At 58.8% G+C, this 22,370-nt stretch carries 13 protein-coding genes; 9 read left to right on the plus strand and 4 right to left on the minus strand.

What is annotated here, in order from left to right; all coding sequences use genetic code 11:
• The first annotated feature begins 217 nt into the window (after window positions 1-217).
• Window positions 218-1,801 carry a TerC family protein gene (locus ACQG2Q_RS15440; protein ID WP_023306574.1) on the plus strand — a complete coding sequence of 528 codons (1,584 nt, stop codon included), beginning with the start codon at window positions 218-220 and terminating at the stop codon, window positions 1,799-1,801.
• Between the two features lie 90 nt (window positions 1,802-1,891).
• Here the strand turns inward: ACQG2Q_RS15440 and asmA are convergent, their stop codons facing one another.
• From asmA to udk, 3 genes are all read right to left on the minus strand, one after another.
• On the minus strand, window positions 1,892-3,742 hold the full coding sequence (asmA, locus tag ACQG2Q_RS15445) for an outer membrane assembly protein AsmA (RefSeq protein ID WP_426759232.1): 1,851 nt from the start codon (window positions 3,740-3,742) through the stop codon (window positions 1,892-1,894).
• A gap of 23 nt (window positions 3,743-3,765) precedes the next feature.
• Window positions 3,766-4,347 carry a dCTP deaminase gene (gene dcd, locus ACQG2Q_RS15450; RefSeq protein ID WP_006811250.1) on the minus strand — a complete coding sequence of 194 codons (582 nt, stop codon included), beginning with the start codon at window positions 4,345-4,347 and terminating at the stop codon, window positions 3,766-3,768.
• 91 nt (window positions 4,348-4,438) lie between these two features.
• On the minus strand, window positions 4,439-5,080 hold the full coding sequence (udk, locus tag ACQG2Q_RS15455; protein WP_000130320.1) for a uridine kinase: 642 nt from the start codon (window positions 5,078-5,080) through the stop codon (window positions 4,439-4,441).
• A 342-nt stretch (window positions 5,081-5,422) separates the two neighbouring features.
• Between udk and ACQG2Q_RS15460 the strand changes: the two genes are divergently transcribed.
• Window positions 5,423-8,752 carry a diguanylate cyclase gene (locus tag ACQG2Q_RS15460; protein WP_426759233.1) on the plus strand — a complete coding sequence of 1,110 codons (3,330 nt, stop codon included), beginning with the start codon at window positions 5,423-5,425 and terminating at the stop codon, window positions 8,750-8,752.
• Here the strand turns inward: ACQG2Q_RS15460 and alkA are convergent.
• Entirely contained in the window at window positions 8,717-9,589 is an 873-nt protein-coding gene (gene alkA / locus ACQG2Q_RS15465; RefSeq protein WP_063146243.1) for a DNA-3-methyladenine glycosylase 2, read from the minus strand. The two genes, ACQG2Q_RS15460 and alkA, sit on opposite strands and share 36 nt — an antisense overlap.
• 130 nt (window positions 9,590-9,719) lie before the next feature.
• Between alkA and yegD the strand changes: the two genes are divergently transcribed.
• From yegD to baeR, 7 genes are all read left to right on the plus strand, one after another.
• Window positions 9,720-11,072, plus strand: coding sequence for a molecular chaperone (gene yegD / locus ACQG2Q_RS15470; protein ID WP_023306578.1), 1,353 nt, complete (start codon window positions 9,720-9,722; stop codon window positions 11,070-11,072).
• A 209-nt stretch (window positions 11,073-11,281) separates the two neighbouring features.
• Window positions 11,282-12,481 (plus strand): MdtA/MuxA family multidrug efflux RND transporter periplasmic adaptor subunit, encoded by a 1,200-nt coding sequence (locus ACQG2Q_RS15475; protein WP_063146242.1) that lies wholly within the window; start codon window positions 11,282-11,284, stop codon window positions 12,479-12,481.
• Window positions 12,481-15,603, plus strand: a complete 3,123-nt coding sequence (locus ACQG2Q_RS15480; protein ID WP_046619156.1) for an MdtB/MuxB family multidrug efflux RND transporter permease subunit — start codon at window positions 12,481-12,483, stop codon at window positions 15,601-15,603. The genes ACQG2Q_RS15475 and ACQG2Q_RS15480 overlap by 1 nt, the downstream gene beginning before the upstream one ends.
• Window positions 15,604-18,681: a multidrug efflux RND transporter permease subunit MdtC gene (gene mdtC / locus ACQG2Q_RS15485; RefSeq protein WP_063849699.1), complete on the plus strand. Its 3,078-nt coding sequence runs from the start codon at window positions 15,604-15,606 to the stop codon at window positions 18,679-18,681.
• The gene (locus ACQG2Q_RS15490) at window positions 18,682-20,097 is read left to right on the plus strand and encodes an MFS transporter (protein ID WP_032623937.1); all 1,416 of its coding nucleotides are present in this window, start codon (window positions 18,682-18,684) and stop codon (window positions 20,095-20,097) included.
• Window positions 20,094-21,497 carry a two-component system sensor histidine kinase BaeS gene (gene baeS, locus ACQG2Q_RS15495; protein ID WP_022648650.1) on the plus strand — a complete coding sequence of 468 codons (1,404 nt, stop codon included), beginning with the start codon at window positions 20,094-20,096 and terminating at the stop codon, window positions 21,495-21,497. Before ACQG2Q_RS15490 ends, baeS begins: the two co-directional genes overlap by 4 nt.
• Window positions 21,494-22,216 (plus strand): two-component system response regulator BaeR, encoded by a 723-nt coding sequence (gene baeR / locus ACQG2Q_RS15500; protein ID WP_015572364.1) that lies wholly within the window; start codon window positions 21,494-21,496, stop codon window positions 22,214-22,216. The genes baeS and baeR overlap by 4 nt, the downstream gene beginning before the upstream one ends.
• Window positions 22,217-22,370 lie beyond the last annotated feature (154 nt).

The following is a 22,370-nucleotide window of genomic DNA, read 5'->3' on the forward strand; positions in this document are numbered from 1 at the left end:
TGACAAAATAGAGCGCCAGACCATTTATTGCGATATATCCTAAATATCGTCTTTTGTAATTAAATCTTCGCATTTAACTTATTTACACAGCCCCGCAAATGGGTTTTACCTGAGTGTAGCATTAAGAGAAATCTCACCCCGGCATTGCAATTTCCGTCTGCTTTATCCATGATCGAAGTGTGACATTAGTCATATAACAGAAGGTATTGCATTTACTATGGAATGGATTGCCGATCCATCAATCTGGGCCGGGCTGGTGACGCTGGTCGTCATCGAATTAGTGCTCGGCATTGATAACCTGGTGTTTATCGCCATCCTTGCCGATAAATTACCCCCTTCACAACGCGACCGCGCCCGCGTGACGGGTCTTCTGCTCGCCATGGTGATGCGTCTGCTGTTACTGGCCTCAATATCATGGCTGGTCACGCTCACCAAACCCTTATTCAGCGTGCAGGGTCTGAGCTTTAGCGCCCGCGACCTGATCATGCTTTTCGGCGGATTGTTCCTGCTGTTCAAAGCCACGGTTGAGCTTAATGAGCGGCTGGAAGGAAAAGACAGTGAAAACCCCACCCAGCGGCGCGGCGCTAAATTCTGGCCGGTGGTCGCGCAGATAGTGGTGCTGGATGCCGTCTTTTCTCTCGACTCCGTGATTACTGCCGTCGGGATGGTTGACCATCTGGCGGTGATGATGGCCGCCGTGATCATTGCCATCACCCTGATGGTGCTCGCCAGTAAAGCCCTGACGCGCTTCGTGAACAGTCACCCGACTATCGTCATTCTCTGTCTGAGCTTCCTGCTGATGATTGGCTTTAGCCTGGTGGCGGATGGTTTTGGCTTCCATATCCCGAAAGGATATCTGTACGCAGCCATTGGTTTCTCGGTGCTTATTGAGTTTCTTAACCAACTGGCCATTTTCAACCGCCGCCGTTTTCTTTCCGCGAACCAGACATTACGACAGCGCACCGCAGATACGGTGATGCGCCTGCTGAGCGGCAAAAAAGAGGATGCCGAGCTGGATGCTGAATCCGCTGCGATGCTAGCCGACCACAGCGACGGGCAGATCTTCAACCCGCAGGAACGCCGGATGATAGAGCGCGTGCTTAACCTCAACCAGCGCTCGGTCAGCAGTATCATGACCTCCCGCCACGACATTGAGCATATTGACCTGACGGCACCGGAAGAGCAGATCCGTGCCCTTCTGGATAAAAACCAGCACACCCGCGTGGTGGTGACCGGCGGAGAAGAGGAAGAAGAGCTGCTGGGCGTGGTACACGTGATTGACCTGCTGCAACAGCAGCTTCACGGTGAGCCGCTCAACCTGCGCGCGCTGGTGCGCCAGCCGCTGGTCTTCCCGGAAGCGCTGCCGCTGCTCTCCGCGCTGGAGCAGTTCCGCAACGCGCGTACTCACTTCGCGTTTGTCGTTGATGAGTTTGGTTCTGTGGAAGGGCTGGTGACGCTCAGCGACGTGATGGAAACCATCGCCGGTAATCTGCCTAATGAGGTGGATGAGATCGATGCACGCCACGATATTCAGAAAAACGCAGACGGCAGCTGGACCGCCAACGGCCATATGCCGCTCGAAGATCTGGTGCAGTTCGTTCCGCTTCCGCTGGACGAGAAGCGCGAATACCACACCATCGCCGGTTTGCTGATGGAATATCTGCAACGTATTCCGCAGCCGGGCGAAGAGGTCCAGGTGGGGAATTACATGATCAAAACCTTGCAGGTAGAGAGCCATCGCGTGCAGAAGGTGCAGCTGATACCGCTGCGCGGTGAAGATGAGATGGATTTTGAGGTGTAAAAAAGCCGGGTGGCGCTTCGCTTACCCGGCCTACGGTGTCTGGCTTTTGTAGGCCGGGTAAGGCGAAGCCGCCACCCGGCACAACAGGCATCAGAGCTTATCGAGCAACTTTTTCACGTCCTTACCAGACTGAGACTCTTTATTGCGGTCCGCCCAGTCATTCAGCCGACGTTTCGCTTCATCCTGAAGGTGCTTACGCAGGATCTGATCGACCTGCAAACTGTAATTCAGTTCCTGCCATTTTCCGTACACGCGCAGCGGTATCGGCGTCTCTTTCAGGAACTCGACAAGCTGGCCTTCCCCTTCCCAGCCGGCCTTCACGCGGACGTTGAAGCGGGTGTCAACCGTCTCTTTCACCAGATCCAGCGCGCCGTTTCCGGTCAGCGCCAGCAGGGACGAGATTCCCTGCATCTCGTCGAGCGAGAGCTGACCGTTGTCGAGGGCAAGCTCGCTGGTAAAGCTGTCGAGACGGGTTGCGCTGTCGTAGTTTTCATTCGCCTTCACGCTGCTGCTGCGCTCTACCGCCTGCTGCACCAGTTGCGGGAAGTTCAGCCCTTCCATGCGCGAATCTTTTAGCTCAACGTGCGCCTGCCCCTTCCAGCTACGACGGAAGGCGTCCGCATCAATCTTCGTGCCGGAGAAATCCCCGGCCAGCGACAGCTGCCCCGTGAGGGAAATCGGGTAATTAAAGGCTTTCAGGATGGTGCCAATCTCAACGTTTTCCAGACGCGGCTGGAACGCGGCGCTGGCAACGTCTTTACGTACGTCCAGCGTGCCCGGCAGGGAGAGATTTCCTGCCCCCATTTTTCCGCTGAGCTCAGAGATGACCAGCAGGCCGTTGTGGTTGAACATCTGGCTGTTGACGTCAGTAAAATCAATCCCACGCCAGCGCACGCTGTTCGCTTTAAGCAGAATGTCGGCGGTAAATCCGCGCAGACCATTGTAGTCAGGCAGATCGAGACTGGAGGAGATCACCGGACGCGACTGCGTGACCTGGCTTTGCCCTACCTGCGCGACACCCTCATCGGTCGCATTCACCGTTTGGGCCGCGAGCAGGTTCTCAAGGTTCAGCTTGTCGAATTGCAGATCCAACACCCACTTGGGTTTCTCATCAAGCGTGACGCTCGCCTGCCCCTTCAGGGAACTGTCGTTGGCCTGGAGGTTGAGCGCGTTCAGTTCGAGCTGTTTGCGCTCTTCGTGCCACACCGCCTGCATCGTGCCCTGGCCGGCGATCCCCTTCGCGGGTAAATCCGCGCCGGTCAGCTGCCAGTTGACCTGCTGAACGTCCGCCGTCAGCTGGTGCGGGTAGTCAGAGGCGTTCACGTTCGCATTCATCGACAGGTTGAGATCGCGCTGATTACGGTTGATCCGCCCGGAGAACTCCATGGTCGCGTGATGGTTGGCGTCCTGCTCCATCTTGAGGTTGATATTACGGACGGTGATCTGTTCGTCATCCTCATGCTGGAAAACCAGCACGCTGTCAGCAACTTTCAGATTACCAATATCGAAAGACCAGCCGGTGTCAGACGGAACGTCAGGCAAAGTATTTTCACGCGGTGCGACCGGAGCATTCGCCTGACGAACGGCTTCGGTTTGTGGCGTAAGTTGAATCACCGCCCCTTTCAGCATCACCTGTTCAACCTGGAGCTGATGGGATAAGAGCGGGATGAGCGCGACATCAAGACGCATGTTATCCGCCGTAACAAGCGGCTGCGCGGCGCCCGGCGCGGTGAGCGACATACGTCCGGAGAGAATGCTGAGCTGCGGCCAGACGTGCCAGCGCAGCGGCCCGTCCAGCTTGAGTTCATACCCGCTGCGCGCTTCAACCTGCCGCACCATATAGGCCCGGAAGTCATTCGGGTTAACCAGCAGCACCAACGCTGAAAGGCCAGCCACCAGCACCACCAGCAAAATCATCAGCGTTGTCAGAACTCTTCTCATGGCTTCCTCAGTGAACTCACAGATCAGTCTTTATCGATACGGCTGGCAACCGCACCCTGCTGGTCGCGATATTTTGCGTCCTGACGGCGGTTATAAGGACGGTCTGCCGGGCCGGTCAGCGGTTCGAAGCTCAACGCACCGATCATCATTCCCGGGCGAAGCGCCAGCGGCAGTTTACCGGCGTTAAAGAACTCCAGCACGATACGGCCAGACCAGCCCGGATCGATACGGTGCGCGGTGACGTGCACCATCAGGCCCAGACGCGCCAGAGAAGAGCGTCCGTCAAGCCAGCCGACCAGATCCGCAGGCAGCGTGACCGATTCAAAGGTCACCGCCAGCGCCAGTTCGCCAGGATGGAGATAAAACGCCTCTCCTTCTTCGATGACGATTTCGTCACTCATGACGCGATCCAGCGCCGCACTGACTTCGTCTTTCGGCCCGCTGAGGTCGATAAACGGTGCCGTGTGGCCGCTGAAGGTGCGGAACTTATTCCCCAGACGTACATCGACGGTCACGCCGTTAATACGCTCAACCGGCGGACGCGGGGTGATAGACAGGCGGCCTTCATCCAGCCAGGCTTCTATATCGCGGTCACAAAGACGCATGGCACTTTCTCCTTTCGTGCATCGCGCCCTGAATCCTTACGGCGTCAGGGCAAAACCAGGTTATCTCTGAACGGTACACAATTCACACGGCTTATTCAAAAAACTGACTGATTTTCGCTTTTAAGATATCAATGGCAATACGGTTTTTACCGCCGCGAGGCACAATAATATCGGCGTATTGTTTAGAAGGCTCAATAAATTGCAGGAACATCGGGCGAACGGTTTTCTGATACTGCGCCATCACGGAGTCCATGGAGCGACCGCGTTCGTTAACGTCGCGTTTAATACGCCGCATCAGGCAGATATCCAGCGGGGTATCGACGAAAATCGAGAAGTTCATTGATTCGCGCAGACGGGCGTCGGTGAGCAGCAAAATCCCTTCAAGAATAATCACCTTCTTGGGCTCAATGCGGATCGTTTCCTGGGTGCGGGTATGTTCCACGTAACTGTAGACGGGCAGCTCAATCGCCTCGCCGCGCTTCAGCGCTTCCAGATGCTGGAACAGCAGGCTGTGATCCATCGCACTGGGGTGGTCGTAGTTGGTTTTTACGCGCTCTTCCATCGAAAGATGGGATTGATCTTTGTAATAGCTATCTTCGGGAATAACACCGATATGCTCATCACCCACTTGTTCACGCAGTTCGCGATAAAGCGTACTGGCAATAAGACTTTTACCTGAAGCCGATGCGCCGGCGATGCCTATGATGACGCACTGATGAGACTTATCAGTCATAAATTTAGCGACCTGATTAACCTGGATGTAAGGAAGGACGACGCCGGAGCGTCAAACGCGGCAATTATAGGGATTTCGGGGGCGTGATACCAGTCGAATGCGCAGGTTATGCGAGGCGGGCTGAAAAGCGCCGTTTCACGCCTTTAGCGAAATTTTTACGCACGGATTTTCACCATTTCATCCCCCTTCTTCGCAGAGTAACTATTTTATAAGTCTATGAAGTCAAAATCTGAGCACTCAGCATATGAATTGTAAAATGTTTGTACTAGCATAAACCAAATTAATGATTTCACGCGTCCGGAGCTGGCTCCTGACAACACGGCGTCCCTGGATAGAGCGGTAATGAATAAACAATACCAGCGGGTTTTGGTTACTACCCCACATCCTTTACTGCGGCTTGTCTGTCTGGGTCTGGTCACGTTCATCTTCACCTTATTTTCCCTTGAGCTGACTCGCTTCGGTACGCTGCTGGCGCCATTGTGGTTCCCGACCTCCATTATGATGGTGTCGTTTTACCGCCATGCGGGAAAAATGTGGCCCGGCATCGCCCTCGCCTGCTCCTTTGGCAATATTTTTGCCTCGTGGATGCTCTTTTCATGGGAATCAATCAACTTAACCTACACAGCAATCAATATTATTGAGGCCTGTGTTGGTGCGGTGTTGCTGCGTAAGCTGCTCCCCTGGTTTAACCCGCTGCAAAACCTCAACGACTGGATACGCCTTGCCCTCGGCAGCGCCCTGGTGCCGCCGCTGGTGGGCGGCATTCTGGTTCATTTTCTGGTGCCAGGCGCGGAGCCGCTGCGTAATTTTCTGTTTTGGGTACTTTCAGAAGCCATTGGCGCGCTGGCGCTTGTACCGTTAGGTCTGCTGTTTAAACCGCATTACCTGCTGCGCCACCGCAACCCGAGACTGCTGCTGGAAACGCTGGTGACCCTGGTCGTTACGCTGGTTCTTAGCTGGACGGCAATCACCTGGCTGCCGTGGCCGTTCACCTGCATCATCGTTTTGCTGATGTGGAGCGCGGTACGCCTGCCGCGAATGGAAGCATTCCTGATTTTTTTATTCACCATCATGATGGTGTCCTTGATGATGGCGCGAAACCCGCCCTCCATGACACCTTCAAACATGATGGTGACCTTCAACGCGCCATGGCTTCCCTTTCTGATGATGCTGCTCCCCGCCAACATTATGACGATGGTGATGTATGCCTTCCGGGCCGAGCGTAAACATATTACTGAAAGCGAAGAACGTTTTCGTAATGCGATGGAATATTCCGCCATTGGTATGGCGCTGGTGGGCATTGAGGGCCAGTGGCTTCAGGCCAACAAGGCGCTGTGCAATTTCCTCGGTTACAGTCAGTCTGAGCTTCAGTCGCTCACGTTCCAGCAGTTAACCTGGCCGGAAGATTTAAATACCGACCTGGAGCAGTTGCAACAGCTGATTAACGGGGAGATCAACAGCTACAGCCTCGAAAAACGCTACTACACCCGCAGCGGCGAGGTGGTGTGGGCGCTGCTGGCCGTTTCCGTTGTGCGCCATGCAGACGGCACGCCGCTCTACTTTATTGCCCAGATTGAAGATATCAACGACCTGAAACAGACCGAGTGGGTGAATAAGCGTCTGATGGAGCGTATCACCCTCGCGAACGAAGCCGGCGGCATCGGGATCTGGGAGTGGGATCTCGAGCCGGACGTGATCAGCTGGGATAAACGGATGTTTGAGCTGTACGAGATCCCCCCGCACATTAAACCCACCTGGCAGCTCTGGCATGCGGCCATGGTGCCTGAAGATCGTGCGCACGCCGAACAGGTACTGCGTGAGTCACTCCAGGCCAGGGTGCCTTTCAAGCTGGAATTTCGCATTCGCGTCAAGGATGGCATTCGCCACATTCGTTCGCTGGCGAACCGGGTGCTGAACAAACAGGGCGAAGTGGAGCGGCTGTTAGGGATCAACATGGATATGACCGAGGTGAAGCAGTTGAACGAGGCGCTGTTCCAGGAAAAAGAGCGCCTGCATATCACCCTCGACTCCATCGGCGAAGCGGTGCTGTGCACCGATATCGACATGAACATCACCTTTATGAACCCGGTCGCCGAGAAGATGAGCGGCTGGTCGCAAAGCGAAGCGCTGGGTCAGCCCGTTCTGAAGGTGCTGCACATTACCTTCGGCGAGAACGGCCCGTTAATGGAAAACATCCACAGCGGCGATATGTCCCGTACCGATATCGAACAGGATGTGGTGCTTAACTGCCGGAATGGAGGCAGTTTCGACATTCATTACAGCATTACCCCGCTCAGCACCCTGGAGGGGCACGCTATCGGCTCGGTGCTGGTGATTCAGGATGTCACCGAGTCGCGCAAAATGCTGCGCCAGCTGAGCTACAGCGCTTCCCATGACGCCCTTACCCACCTGGCGAACCGCGTCAGTTTTGAAAACCATCTTAAGCGCCTGTTGCAGACGGTACAGGAGACCCATCAGCGTCACGCGCTGGTCTTTATCGATCTTGACCGTTTTAAGGCGGTGAACGATACCGCAGGCCACGCGGCGGGCGACGCGCTCCTGCGCGAACTCTCTTCGCTGATGCTGACCATGCTGCGCTCCAGCGACGTGCTGGCGCGTCTGGGCGGCGACGAGTTTGGCCTGCTGCTGCCGGACTGCAACGTCGAAAGCGCACGCTATATTGCGGGCCGGTTGATCGACGCCATCAACAACTATCATTTTTCCTGGGAAGGACGCCTGCACCGCATCGGCGCCAGCGCGGGGATCACATTGATTGACGACGCTAATTATCAGACAGCGGAAGTGATGTCTCAGGCCGATATCGCCTGTTACGCCTCGAAAAACAGCGGGCGCGGTGTGGTCACCGTCTATGAACCCCAGCAGGAGCGGATCCACAGCACGCGCAGCATGATGTCGCTGGATGAGCAGTGGCACATGATCAAAGATAATCATCTGCTGATGATCGCCCGCAGCGTCGCCTCACCGCGCATTCCCGAGAGCAGTAGCTTCTGGCTGATTTCCCTGCGGTTGTGGACCAGCCAGGGGGAAGTGCTGGAAGAGCATGCCTTCCGCGCCGGGCTGGCGGAGCCGGAGCTGCTGCACGCCCTTGACCGACGTATATTCAGCGAATTTTTCCGTACCTATGCCGCACAGGTGGCGGCCAAAGGGATGGGCGTCGCGCTGCCGCTCTCAGAAGCGGGTTTAGCCAGCGTCACGCTGGTGGATGAGCTGCTCGACCTGATCACCAGAAGTCCGCTGCCGGCGCGGCTGCTGCATCTGGCGATCGCCGTTGATGTGCTGAGCAATACGGATGAAAACGTGCAGCAGGGTCTGCAAAAGCTTCGTCAGGCTGGCTGTCGCGTGGTGCTGACCCGGGTTGGACGCGATATGAACGTCTTCAGCCAGCTCAGCGCCAACACCGCTGATTATCTGCTGCTGGATGCAGACGTGGTGACCAACGTCCACGGCAATCTGATGGATGAGATGATGGTGACCATCATTCAGGGCCACGCCCAGCGTCTGGGCATAAAAACCATTGCCGGGCCATGCCATCAGTCGATCATGATGAATACGCAGTCGGGCATCGGCATTGACTTTATTTACGGCGATACCATCGGGGAAGCGCAGCCGCTCGATCTACTGCTGAATACCAGCTATTTCGCCATCAACTGACGGCGACCAGCCGTCGGTGTACCAGATATGTAACAGCGCATACGAGCGCCACGGCTGCCAGCGCTCGGCATAGCGACGGATCTGCGCGGGCGTCATACCGGCAAAGCGCTGTTTAATGAGATAATCATCCGGCAGGAAAACATCCTTCGCCTGCCAGCCGCGCAAGGCTAGATAATTTGCGGTCCAGCGCCCGATGCCGGGGCGCTGCTGTAGCGCCTTCATCCCGGCCTCGACGTTCGCAGGCGGGAACAGCGGGAATTCACCCTCCACCACCGACTGCGCCAGATGAATCAACGACTCCGCACGCTTGAGCGGCATCCCAAGGGCTTTCAACGCCAGCGGATCCACCGCGGCCAGTACCTCTGGCGGAGGAAAACAGAGGTAGCCCGGCGCGTCCTGGATGGGTTCACCGCACAGCGCCACCACTCTTGACGCCAGTTTTGCCGCCATCGCCACGCTCACCAGTTGCCCGAGAATGGCGCGCACGCCCTGCTCGTAGGCATCCATCGCGCCCGGCAAACGTAACCCCGGCCGCGCCGCGCCGAGATCGCCCAGGGTCTGCGCAATTCTTAGCGGGTCGCAATCAAGATCGAACAGGCGGGCAATGCGGTCCAGGCAAATATCCGCCACCGGGATCAGGCCAGGGCTGAGCGACACCGCCAGCGTATGGGTTGCGCTGTCTGGCGTAACCCGTAAAACGCCCTGGTGCCCCGCATAGCCAAAACTGCGTTCGTAGTAATCCTCCGTAACGGTCTCAACCCCTGTGACCGCACGCGCGGCAAGAAAGCCAAACATCCACTGCCAGTCGTAGGGCGGTTGCCAGTTCAGGGTGTACATCGTCTCTCCTTTTGTATTTACCTCAGCATAAACCGAAAGATCGCGTTGCGCCTTGCTTTCATATTCCTGTTGTCGCCTGGCAGACATTTCGCTAAAGTCTCGCCCCTTCTCATCGGCATGGGGATTTATTGTGTTTATTGGATTCGACTACGGCACCGCAAACTGCTCGGTTGCGATAATGCAAAACGGACAACCACAGCTCCTGAAAATGGAAAACGGCAGTACGCTGTTGCCGTCAATGCTCTGTGCGCCCACGCGTGAAGCGGTGAGCGAGTGGCTGTTCCGCCATCATCAGGTTCCGGCCACGGCGGCGGAGACCCAGGCGCTGCTGCGCCGTGCGGTCAGCTTTAACCGCGAGGAAGATATCGACGTTACCCCTTCCAGCGTGCAGTTCGGCCTCTCTTCCCTCGGGCAGTACATTGAAGACCCGGAAGAGGTCTACTTCGTTAAATCGCCGAAATCCTTCCTTGGCGCCAGCGGACTGAAGCCACAGCAGGTGGCGATGTTTGAAGATCTGGTCTGCGCGATGATGCTGCACATCCGCAATCAGGCGCAATCCCAGGTGCCGGATGCCATCACCCAGGCGGTGATTGGCCGTCCGATCAACTTCCAGGGGCTGGGCGGCGACGAAGCCAACCAGCAGGCGCAGGGGATCCTTGAGCGTGCAGCGCACCGGGCTGGCTTCCGTGACGTGGTGTTCCAGTATGAGCCGGTTGCGGCGGGGCTGGATTTTGAAGCCACGCTGACGGAAGAGAAACGGGTGCTGGTGGTGGACATCGGCGGTGGTACGACGGACTGTTCATTACTGCTGATGGGTCCGCAGTGGCATCATCGTCGCGATCGTGAAAACAGCCTGCTGGGGCACAGCGGCTGCCGCGTGGGCGGTAACGATCTGGATATCGCCCTGGCATTCAAGAGCCTGATGCCGCTGCTCGGCATGGGCGGTCAAACCGAGAAAGGCATCGCCCTGCCGATCCTGCCATGGTGGAATGCGATTGCCATCAACGACGTCCCTGCCCAGAGTGATTTTTACAGCACCGCGAATGGGCGTTTCCTTAACGATCTGGTGCGTGATGCGCAGGATGCAGAGAAGGTCGCGCTGCTGTATAAGGTGTGGCGTCAGCGTCTGAGCTACCGGGTGGTGCGCACCGCCGAAGAGAGCAAAATCGCCCTTTCCGATCGTCCTGAGCATGCGGTTACGCTGCCGTTTATCAGGGACGATCTGGCTACGGCTATCACCCAGGAAGGGCTGGAAATGGCGCTGGCTCAGCCGCTACAGCGTATTCTGGAGCAGGTGCAGCTGGCGCTTGAGAATGGCAAAGAGAAACCGGACGTGATTTACCTGACCGGCGGTAGCGCCCGTTCCCCGCTGATCAAGAAAGCGCTGGCGGAACAGCTGCCGGGGATCCCGATTGCCGGCGGCGATGACTTTGGCTCCGTTACGGCAGGGCTGGCGCGCTGGGCGCAGGTGGTGTTTAGCTAATGGAGTTGTGCCGGGTGGCGCTGCGCTTACCCGGCCTACGGTTCGAGGATCTTGTAGGCCGGGTAAGGCGAAGCCGCCACCCGGCGAAACAACGCACCACACTCAGACCATTCCTGACAGTCTTCCATATTTCCTCCATTTTTCCGCTGTGTTACCTGACTAAACTAGTATCATTCCCCGAAAGTGTTTCAGGACGAGAACGTATAACGATGAAAGGCAGTAACAAATCCCGCTGGGCAATCGCCGTTGGTCTGATTGTGGTGGTCCTGGCCGCCTGGTACTGGCACAGCCAGTCCGCGAACTCCACGGCACCTGCTGGCGCCAATAGCCCCTCACAACGTCCAACGGGCGGCGGGCGCCACGGTATGCGCGGCGCGGCGCTGGCACCGGTGCAGGCGGCAACGGCGGTGAATAAAGCGGTGCCTCGTTATCTCTCCGGGCTGGGAACCATCACCGCCGCCAACACCGTGACGGTACGTAGCCGCGTGGATGGTCAGCTGATGGCCATCCACTTCCAGGAAGGCCAGCAGGTGAAAGCCGGCGATCTGCTGGCGGAAATCGACCCAAGCCAGTTTAAGGTGGCCCTGGCGCAGGCGCAGGGGCAGCTCGCGAAAGACAAAGCCACCCTCGCCAATGCCCGCCGCGATTTAGCCCGCTATCAGCAGCTGGTAAAAACCAACCTCGTGTCGCGTCAGGAGCTGGACACCCAGCAGTCTCTGGTCAGTGAATCTCAGGGCACCATCAAGGCCGACGAAGCCGCGGTCGCCAGCGCCCAGCTCCAGCTCGACTGGAGCCGGATCACCGCGCCGATTGACGGCCGCGTGGGCCTGAAACAGGTTGATATCGGCAACCAAATCTCCAGCGGCGATACCACGGGCATCGTGGTGATCACCCAGACGCACCCTATCGATCTCGTCTTTACCCTGCCGGAAAGCGACATTGCGACGGTGATACAGGCGCAGAAGGCCGGAAAAGCGCTGGTGGTTGAAGCCTGGGATCGCACCAACAAGCAGAAGCTGAGCGAAGGTTCGCTGTTGAGCCTGGATAACCAGATCGATACCACCACCGGCACCATCAAGCTTAAAGCACGCTTCAACAATCAGGACGATGCCCTGTTCCCGAATCAGTTCGTCAATGCGCGAATGCTGGTCGCGACCGAAGAAAACGCCGTGGTTATCCCGACGGCGGCCCTGCAAATGGGCAGTGAAGGCAACTTTGTCTGGGTGCTGAACAGCGAAAACAAGGTTAGCAAACATCTGGTGAAAACCGGGATCCAGGACAGTCAGACGGTGGTGATCAGTGCCGGGCTGTCCGCTGGCGACCGCGTCGTAACCGACGGTATTGACCGTCTGACCGAAGGGGCGCAGGTCGAGGTGGTGGAAGCGCAGAATACAGGAGCAAAAGCCTGATGCAGGTGATGCCGCCGAGCTCTACAGGTGGGCCATCACGCCTGTTTATCTTACGTCCGGTTGCGACGACCCTGTTGATGGTGGCGATCCTGCTGGCCGGGATCATTGGCTACCGTTTTCTGCCCGTGTCGGCGCTGCCGGAAGTGGACTACCCGACCATTCAGGTTGTCACCCTCTATCCGGGCGCCAGTCCGGATGTGGTGACGTCCGCCATCACCGCCCCGCTGGAGCGTCAGTTTGGCCAGATGTCTGGCCTGAAGCAGATGTCCTCCCAGAGCTCCGGCGGCGCCTCGGTCGTCACGCTTCAGTTCCAGCTCACGCTGTCGCTGGACGTCGCCGAGCAGGAGGTGCAGGCCGCGATTAACGCCGCCACTAACCTGCTGCCGTCTGACCTGCCGAATCCACCGGTTTACAGCAAGGTCAACCCGGCAGACCCGCCGATCATGACCCTTGCCGTCACCTCCTCCGCCATGCCGATGACGCAGGTGGAAGACATGGTTGAAACCCGCGTGGCGCAGAAGATTTCGCAGGTCACCGGCGTGGGACTGGTGACGCTGGCGGGCGGTCAACGCCCCGCTGTGCGCGTTAAGCTCAATGCCCAGGCCATTGCCGCGCTGGGGTTAACCAGCGAAACCATTCGCACCGCCATCAGCAGCGCCAACGTTAACTCAGCGAAGGGCTCGCTGGACGGCCCAACCCGTGCGGTCACGCTCTCTGCCAACGACCAGATGCAGTCCGCCGATGAATACCGCCAGCTGATTGTGGCCTATCAAAACGGCGCGCCGATCCGCCTCGGCGACGTGGCAACCGTCGAACAAGGCGCGGAAAACAGCTGGCTCGGGGCGTGGGCCAATAAGCAGCAGGCGATTGTCATGAACGTTCAGCGCCAGCCGGGCGCGAACATTATTGATACCGCCGACAGCATTCGCACCATGCTGCCGCAGCTGGTGGAAAGCCTGCCAAAATCGGTGAGCGTGAAAGTGCTTTCTGACCGCACCACGAATATTCGCGCCTCGGTGTCAGACACCCAGTTCGAGCTGATGCTGGCGATTGCGCTGGTGGTGATGATCATCTACCTGTTCCTGCGCAACGTTCCGGCAACCATCATTCCCGCCGTCGCCGTGCCGCTCTCGCTGGTCGGGACGTTTGCGGTGATGGTGTTCCTCGACTTTTCGATTAATAACCTGACGCTGATGGCGCTCACCATCGCCACCGGGTTCGTGGTGGACGATGCCATCGTGGTCATCGAGAACATCTCGCGCTATATCGAAAAAGGTGAAAAGCCCTTAGCCGCCGCGCTGAAGGGCGCAGGAGAAATTGGCTTTACCATCATCTCGCTCACCTTCTCGCTGATTGCGGTGCTGATCCCGCTGCTGTTTATGGGCGATATCGTCGGGCGGCTGTTCCGCGAGTTTGCCGTGACGCTGGCGGTCGCCATTCTGATCTCTGCCGTGGTGTCGCTGACGCTGACGCCGATGATGTGCGCCCGCATGCTGAGCCACGAATCTTTGCGCAAGCAAAACCGCTTCTCGCGCGCCTCCGAGCGGATGTTCGAGCGCATTATCGCCGCCTACGGCCGCGTGCTGGCGAAAGTCCTGAATCATCCCTGGGCGACGCTCGGCGTGGCGCTCGGCACCCTGGCGCTCAGCGTGATGCTGTGGATTTTCATTCCGAAAGGCTTCTTCCCGATTCAGGACAACGGCATTATTCAGGGCACGCTTCAGGCGCCGCAGACGGTCTCCTTCGCCAACATGGCGCAGCGCCAGCAGCAGGTGTCTGAGATCATCATGGAAGATCCGGCGGTGGAAAGCCTGACTGCCTACGTGGGCGTGGATGGCACCAACCCGTCGCTCAACAGCGCGCGCCTGCAAATTAACCTTAAACCGCTCGATGACCGCGACGATCGCGTCAACGCGGTAATTGAGCGACTGCAAAGCGCGGTGGCGCGCGTGCCGGGCATTGAGCTGTATCTGCAACCGATCCAGGATTTAACCATTGATACGCAGGTGAGCCGCACGCAGTACCAGTTTACGCTCCAGGCCACCTCGCTTGATGCACTCAGCACCTGGGTGCCGCAGCTGGTGGATAAGCTGAAAGCACTGCCGCAGGTTTCGGACGTCAGCAGCGACTGGCAGGATAAAGGGCTGGCGGCGTACGTGAACGTCAACCGCGACACCGCCAGCCGTCTGGGCATTACCATGTCCGACGTGGATAACGCCCTGTATAACGCCTTTGGTCAGCGACTGATCTCCACCATTTACACCCAGGCCAACCAATATCGCGTGGTGCTGGAACATAACACCGAGAACACGCCCGGGCTTGCCGCGCTGGACTCGATACGCCTGACCAGCAAAGACGGCGGGATTGTGCCGCTCAGCGCCATTGCCAGCGTGGAAGAGCGCCACACCCCGCTGTCGATTAACCATCTCGATCAGTTCCCGTCCACCACCATTTCGTTCAACGTGCCGGATGGGTATTCGCTGGGCGAAGCGGTGGAGGCCATTCTGGGCGCGGAGAAAGAACTCAGTTTCCCGTCCGATATTCAGACCCAGTTCCAGGGCAGTACGCTGGCGTTCCAGGCCGCGCTGGGCAGCACCGTCTGGCTGATTGTCGCGGCGGTGGTGGCGATGTATATCGTGCTTGGCGTGCTGTATGAGAGTTTCATCCACCCGATCACCATCCTCTCCACCCTGCCGACGGCGGGCGTGGGGGCGCTGCTGGCGCTGATGCTGGCGGGGAGCGAACTGGACGTGATTGCGATAATTGGCATCATCCTGCTTATCGGCATCGTGAAGAAAAACGCCATCATGATGATCGACTTTGCGTTGGCCGCCGAGCGCGAGCAGGGTATGGCGCCGCGCGAGGCCATTTACCAGGCCTGCCTGCTGCGTTTTCGCCCGATCCTGATGACCACTCTCGCCGCCCTGTTGGGCGCCCTGCCGCTGATGCTGAGCACCGGCGTGGGGGCCGAACTGCGCCGTCCGCTGGGCATCGGCATGGTCGGCGGTCTGCTGGTGAGCCAGGTGCTGACACTGTTTACCACGCCGGTTATCTACCTGCTGTTTGACCGTCTGGCCCTGTGGACAAAAAGCCGCTTCCCGAAACGTGAAGAGGAGGCGTAAGTGAAGTTTTTCGCCCTCTTCATTTACCGTCCTGTGGCGACGATTTTACTCTCCGTCGCTATCACCCTGTGCGGCGTGCTCGGCTTCCGGCTGCTGCCGGTGGCCCCGCTACCGCAGGTCGATTTCCCGGTGATCATGGTCAGCGCCTCGCTGCCGGGCGCATCGCCGGAAACCATGGCCTCATCGGTGGCGACGCCGCTTGAGCGATCGCTTGGGCGGATTGCCGGGGTTAACGAGATGACCTCCAGCAGTTCGCTGGGCAGCACGCGCATCATTCTGGAATTTAACTTCGACCGGGATCTCAACGGTGCGGCGCGCGACGTTCAGGCCGCGATTAACGCCGCCCAAAGCCTGCTGCCGAGCGGCATGCCGAGCCGTCCAACCTACCGCAAGGCCAACCCGTCCGATGCGCCGATCATGATCCTGACGCTTACGTCAGAGACCTACTCCCAGGGCGAGCTGTACGATTTTGCCTCCACCCAGCTGGCGCAAACCATCGCCCAGATTGACGGCGTGGGTGACGTGGATGTCGGCGGCAGCTCCTTGCCCGCCGTGCGCGTGGGGCTGAATCCGCAGGCGCTGTTTAATCAGGGCGTGTCGCTGGACGACGTGCGTTCCGCCATCAGCAACGCCAACGTGCGTAAGCCGCAGGGTGCGATTGAGGACAGCAGCCACCGCTGGCAGATCCAGACCAACGACGAGCTGAAAACCGCCGCCGAGTATCAGCCGTTGATTATTCACTACAACAACGGCGCGGCGGTGCGCCTGAGCGACGTCGCCAGCGTCACCGATTCGGTGCAGGACGTGCGTAACGCCGGGATGACCAATGCCAAACCGGCGATTTTGCTGATGATCCGCAAGCTGCCGGAAGCCAACATCATTCAGACGGTGAACAGCATCCGCGCGCGGCTGCCGGAGCTTCAGGAAACCATTCCGGCGGCCATCGATCTCCAGATTGCGCAGGACCGCTCCCCCACCATCCGCGCCTCGCTTGAAGAGGTAGAGCAAACGCTGATCATCTCCGTCGCGCTGGTAATTCTGGTGGTGTTCCTGTTCCTGCGCTCGGGGCGCGCCACGCTGATCCCGGCGGTGGCGGTCCCGGTATCGCTGATAGGCACCTTTGCCGCCATGTACCTGTGCGGGTTTAGCCTTAACAACCTGTCGCTGATGGCGCTGACGATTGCTACCGGGTTTGTGGTGGATGATGCCATCGTGGTGCTGGAGAATATCTCGCGTCATCTGGAAGCGGGCATGAAGCCGCTCCAGGCGGCGCTTCAGGGGACGCGCGAAGTGGGCTTCACGGTCCTGTCCATGAGCCTGTCGCTGGTGGCGGTGTTCCTGCCGCTGCTGCTGATGGGTGGCCTGCCGGGGCGACTGCTGCGTGAATTTGCCGTCACGCTCTCCGTCGCCATTGGTATCTCACTGGTGATTTCGCTGACGCTAACGCCGATGATGTGCGGCTGGATGCTAAAGCGCAGCCAACCACACTCACAGCCGCGCAGGAAAGGCTTTGGCCACGTCCTGATGGCGATGCAGTCCGGCTACGGCAAATCGCTGAAATGGGTGCTGAACCACACGCGTATTGTCGGGCTGGTGCTTATCGCCACCATCGGGCTCAACGTCTGGATGTATATCACCATCCCGAAAACCTTCTTCCCGGAGCAGGATACCGGCGTGCTGATGGGCGGTATTCAGGCAGACCAGAGCATTTCGTTCCAGGCAATGCGCGGCAAGCTTCAGGACTTTATGAAAATCATCCGGGAAGATCCGGCCGTAGACAACGTTACCGGCTTTACCGGCGGCTCGCGCGTTAACAGCGGGATGATGTTTATTACCCTTAAGCCGCGCGGTGAACGTCACGAAACGGCGCAGCAGATCATTGATCGCTTGCGGGTGAAGCTCGCCAAAGAGCCGGGGGCGAACCTGTTTTTGATGGCCGTTCAGGATATCCGCGTCGGCGGACGACAGGCTAACGCCAGCTATCAGTACACCCTGCTCTCGGATGACTTAGCCGCCCTGCGCGAGTGGGAGCCGAAGATCCGTAAAGCGCTGGCCGCGCTGCCGCAGCTGGCGGACGTGAACTCCGACAGCCAGAACAACGGCGCGGAGATGGCGCTCACCTACGATCGTGAAACTATGGCCCGCCTGGGCATTAACGTGGAGGCGGCCAACAGCCTGCTTAACAACGCCTTCGGGCAGCGTGAAGTCTCCACCATCTATCAGCCGATGAACCAGTACAAGGTGGTAATGGAAGTTGATCCGCGCTACACCCAGGACATCAGCGCGCTGGACAAGATGTTTGTGATCAATGATGACGGCAAGGCGATCCCGCTGTCGTACTTCGCCAGCTGGCAGCCGTCGAACGCACCGCTGTCGGTGAACCACCAGGGGCTTTCCGCCGCCTCGACCGTCTCGTTTAACCTGCCAACCGGCTCGTCGCTGTCTGAGGCCAGCGATGCCATCAACCGCGCCATGACCCAGCTTGGGGTGCCCTCCTCCGTGCGCGGCAGCTTTGCCGGTACGGCGCAGGTGTTCCAGGACACCATGAACTCGCAGGTCATTTTGATCCTGGCGGCCATTGCCACGGTGTACATCGTGCTGGGCGTGCTGTACGAAAGCTACGTGCATCCGTTGACCATTCTCTCCACGCTTCCCTCTGCGGGCGTGGGGGCGCTGCTGGCGCTGGAGCTGTTCGGTGCTCCATTCAGCCTCATCGCGCTCATTGGGATCATGCTATTAATAGGTATTGTGAAGAAAAACGCGATAATGATGGTCGACTTTGCCCTGGACGCCCAGCGCAACGGCAACCTGACGCCGGACGAGGCGATATTCCAGGCCTGTCTGCTGCGTTTTCGCCCGATCATGATGACTACGCTGGCCGCGCTGTTCGGCGCACTGCCGCTGGTCATATCCGGCGGTGACGGCTCTGAACTGCGCCAGCCGCTGGGGATCACGATCGTTGGCGGCCTGGTGATGAGCCAGCTGCTGACGCTCTACACCACGCCGGTAGTCTATCTGTTCTTTGACCGCCTGCGGCTGCGTTTTTCGCGTAAAAAGAGAACCACGGTGACCGAGTAAATGACCGACCTACCCAGTAACGTTCGCTGGCAATTGTGGATCGTCGCGTTCGGCTTCTTTATGCAGTCGCTGGACACGACCATCGTGAACACAGCCCTCCCCTCAATGGCGAAAAGCCTGGGGGAGAGCCCGCTGCACATGCATATGGTGATTGTCGCCTACGTGCTGACGGTCGCCGTGATGCTGCCCGCCAGCGGCTGGCTGGCGGATAAAGTCGGCGTGCGGAACATCTTCTTCACCGCCATTGTGCTGTTTACCACCGGGTCGCTGTTTTGCGCCCAGGCCAATACCCTCGACCAGCTGGTGATGGCGCGCGTGCTACAGGGCGTCGGCGGTGCGATGATGGTGCCCGTCGGGCGGTTAACGGTGATGAAAATTGTTCCGCGCGCGCAGTATATGGCGGCGATGACCTTCGTCACCCTGCCCGGTCAAGTCGGCCCGCTGCTGGGCCCGGCGCTGGGCGGTATTCTGGTGGAGTATGCCTCCTGGCACTGGATCTTCCTGATCAACCTGCCGGTCGGTATTATCGGCGCGATTGCCACCCTGACGCTGATGCCGAACTATAAAATGCAGACCCGGCGCTTTGATTTCTTTGGCTTCATCCTGCTGGCAGCTGGCATGGCGACGCTCACCCTGGCGCTCGACGGGCAAAAAGGGCTGGGGATCTCCTCCCTGTCGCTCGCCCTGCTGGTAGCGCTGGGTGTCACCGCCATTCTCTGGTATCTGTGGCATGCCAGAGGCAACGCTAACGCGCTGTTTAGCCTGAACCTGTTCAAGAATCCCACCTACCGTCTTGGTCTGTTCGGCAGCTTTGCCGGACGCATCGGCAGCGGCATGTTGCCGTTTATGACGCCGGTATTTTTACAGATTGGGATGGGCTTCTCGCCGTTCCATGCCGGGCTGATGATGATCCCGATGGTGCTCGGCAGCATGGGGATGAAGCGTATTGTGGTGCAGGTGGTAAACCGCTTTGGCTATCGCCGGGTGCTGGTGGCCGCCACGCTCGGGCTGGCGCTGGTTAGTCTGCTGTTTATGACCGTGGCGCTGCTGGGCTGGTACTACATCCTGCCGCTGGTGCTGTTCTGCCAGGGGATCATCAACTCCATGCGCTTCTCGTCGATGAACACCCTGACGCTGAAAGATCTGCCGGACGAACTGGCGAGCAGTGGTAACAGCCTGCTGTCGATGATCATGCAGCTCTCCATGAGCGTGGGGGTCACGGTCGCCGGATTGCTGCTCGGCATGTACGGTCAGCACCATCTCAGCGCCGACACCCCCGTCGCGCATCAGGTCTTTTTATACACTTACCTCAGCATGGCGGTAATTATCGCCCTGCCCGCTTTTATCTTTGCCAGAGTACCGAATGACACGACCAAAAACGTTGTGATCCGACGCGGCAAAAGGAGTGCACCATGAAATTCTGGCGTCCGGGGATCACCGGTAAGCTTTTTGTAGCGATTTTCGCCACCTGTATCGTCCTGCTGATTACCATGCACTGGGCGGTGCGGGTCAGCTTTGAGCGCGGCTTTATTGACTACATCAAGCACGGTAACGAACAGCGTTTACAGGGCTTAAGCGACGCGCTGGGGGAACAGTATAGCCTGCACGGTAACTGGCGTTTTCTGCGCAATAACGATCGTTTTATATTTCAAATTCTGCGCTCGCTGGAGCACGATAATGACGATGACCGCCCGGGGCCGGGCATGCCGCCGCACGGCTGGCGCACCCAGTTCTGGGTGATCGATCAGGAGATGCGCGTGCTCGTTGGCCCACGCTCGCCGGTACCGCCGGACGGTACAAAGCGCGCCATCACCTCGAACGGCGCCACGGTGGGCTGGGTTATTGCCTCGCCGGTCGAGCGGCTGACGCGCAACACCGACATCAACTTTGATCGCCAGCAGCGCCAGACCAGCTGGCTGATTGTCGCGCTTTCTACCCTGCTTGCGGCGCTCGCCACCTTCCCGCTGGCGCGCGGCCTGCTGGCGCCGGTTAAACGCCTGGTGGAAGGCACGCATAAGCTGGCGGCGGGTGATTTCTCGACCCGCGTGGACACCCGCAGTCAGGATGAACTGGGCAAGCTGGCGCAGGACTTCAACCAGCTCGCCAGCACGCTGGAGAAAAACCAGCAGATGCGCCGCGACTTTATGGCCGACATTTCGCACGAGCTGCGCACCCCACTGGCGGTGCTGCGCGGCGAGCTGGAGGCGATTCAGGACGGCTTGCGGCAGTTCACCCCCGAATCCGTGGCCTCGCTACAGGCGGAAGTCGGCACGCTGACCAAGCTGGTGGACGATCTGCATCAGCTTTCCATGTCCGATGAAGGCGCCCTGGCCTACCAGAAAGCCCCAATCGACGTGATCAATATCCTTGAAGTCGTGACCGGCGCGTTCCGCGAACGCTTCGCCAGCCGTGACCTGAAAATCAACCTCTCGCTGCCTGACAGCGCGGTGGTATTCGGCGACAGAGATCGCCTGATGCAGCTGTTCAATAATCTGCTGGAGAACAGCCTCCGCTACACCGACGGCGGCGGCGGGTTGCATATCTCCGGCAAGCAGGAGAACGGGCGCTTTGCCCTGACCTTTGCGGACTCCGCCCCTGGCGTGAAGGATGCGCAGCTGGAAAAACTGTTCGAGCGCTTCTATCGCACCGAAGGTTCACGCAACCGCGCCAGCGGGGGCTCCGGCCTTGGGCTGGCGATTTGCGTAAACATTGTGGAGGCGCATGGTGGCACCATCCGCGCCGCCCATTCGCCTTTTGGCGGGGTTAGCATTACAGTAGAGTTACCTCTGGAACGGGATTTATCGAGGGAAGCATGACCGAGTTACCGATTGACGACAACACACCGCGTATTTTGATCGTGGAAGACGAGCCTAAACTTGGGCAACTGCTGATCGACTATTTACGTGCCGCGAGCTATGCGCCAACGCTTATCAGCCACGGCGACCAGGTGCTGCCCTACGTGCGCCAGACGCCGCCGGATCTGATCCTGCTGGATCTGATGCTGCCGGGTACTGACGGCCTGACCCTGTGCCGGGAAATTCGTCGTTTCTCCGATGTGCCCATCGTGATGGTGACGGCCAAAATCGAAGAGATCGACCGTCTGCTGGGGCTCGAAATCGGCGCTGACGATTACATCTGCAAGCCTTACAGCCCGCGGGAGGTGGTCGCTCGCGTGAAAACCATCCTCCGCCGCTGCAAGCCGCAGCGTGAATTGCAGGTGCTGGATGCACAAAGCCCGCTGATCGTCGACGAAAGCCGCTTCCAGGCGAGCTGGCGCAGCAAACTATTGGATCTCACCCCAGCGGAGTTCCGCCTGCTGAAAACCCTCTCCCACGAGCCGGGAAAAGTGTTTTCCCGCGAGCAGCTGCTCAACCATCTGTATGACGATTACCGCGTGGTGACCGACCGCACCATCGACAGCCACATCAAAAACCTGCGCCGCAAGCTGGAGGCGCTGGACGCCGACCAGTCGTTTATTCGCGCGGTGTACGGCGTGGGGTATCGCTGGGAAGCGGATGCGTGCAGGATTGCCTGACAACATTCTCCCCTCACCCTGCCCTCTCCCCAGGGGGGAGAGGGTGTTTTAGTCCCCTCTCCCCCCTGGGGAGAGGGTTAGGGTGAGGGGTCCGGGCTTTACCTCCCCGCCCCGCAGCGCTACAATGCCCGCCCTTAAAGTGGGGGATCTCCCC

It is taken from the genome of Enterobacter cloacae complex sp. 370H10, from assembly GCF_050031535.1.
In the GTDB taxonomy this organism is placed as follows: Bacteria; Pseudomonadota; Gammaproteobacteria; order Enterobacterales; family Enterobacteriaceae; genus Enterobacter; species Enterobacter intestinihominis.

Bases quoted from the DNA above. Each gene is read 5' to 3' on its own strand.
- baeS (WP_022648650.1), top strand. From the start codon at position 20,094: ATGAAATTCTGGCGTCCGGGGATCACCGGTAAGCTTTTTGTAGCGATT.
- ACQG2Q_RS15460 (WP_426759233.1), top strand. From the start codon at position 5,423: ATGAATAAACAATACCAGCGGGTTTTGGTTACTACCCCACATCCTTTA.
- ACQG2Q_RS15440 (WP_023306574.1), top strand. From the start codon at position 218: ATGGAATGGATTGCCGATCCATCAATCTGGGCCGGGCTGGTGACGCTG.
- ACQG2Q_RS15475 (WP_063146242.1), top strand. From the start codon at position 11,282: ATGAAAGGCAGTAACAAATCCCGCTGGGCAATCGCCGTTGGTCTGATT.
- dcd (WP_006811250.1), bottom strand. From the start codon at position 4,347: ATGCGTCTTTGTGACCGCGATATAGAAGCCTGGCTGGATGAAGGCCGC.
- baeR (WP_015572364.1), top strand. From the start codon at position 21,494: ATGACCGAGTTACCGATTGACGACAACACACCGCGTATTTTGATCGTG.
- asmA (WP_426759232.1), bottom strand. From the start codon at position 3,742: ATGAGAAGAGTTCTGACAACGCTGATGATTTTGCTGGTGGTGCTGGTG.
- alkA (WP_063146243.1), bottom strand. From the start codon at position 9,589: ATGTACACCCTGAACTGGCAACCGCCCTACGACTGGCAGTGGATGTTT.
- udk (WP_000130320.1), bottom strand. From the start codon at position 5,080: ATGACTGATAAGTCTCATCAGTGCGTCATCATAGGCATCGCCGGCGCA.
- ACQG2Q_RS15490 (WP_032623937.1), top strand. From the start codon at position 18,682: ATGACCGACCTACCCAGTAACGTTCGCTGGCAATTGTGGATCGTCGCG.
- ACQG2Q_RS15480 (WP_046619156.1), top strand. From the start codon at position 12,481: ATGCAGGTGATGCCGCCGAGCTCTACAGGTGGGCCATCACGCCTGTTT.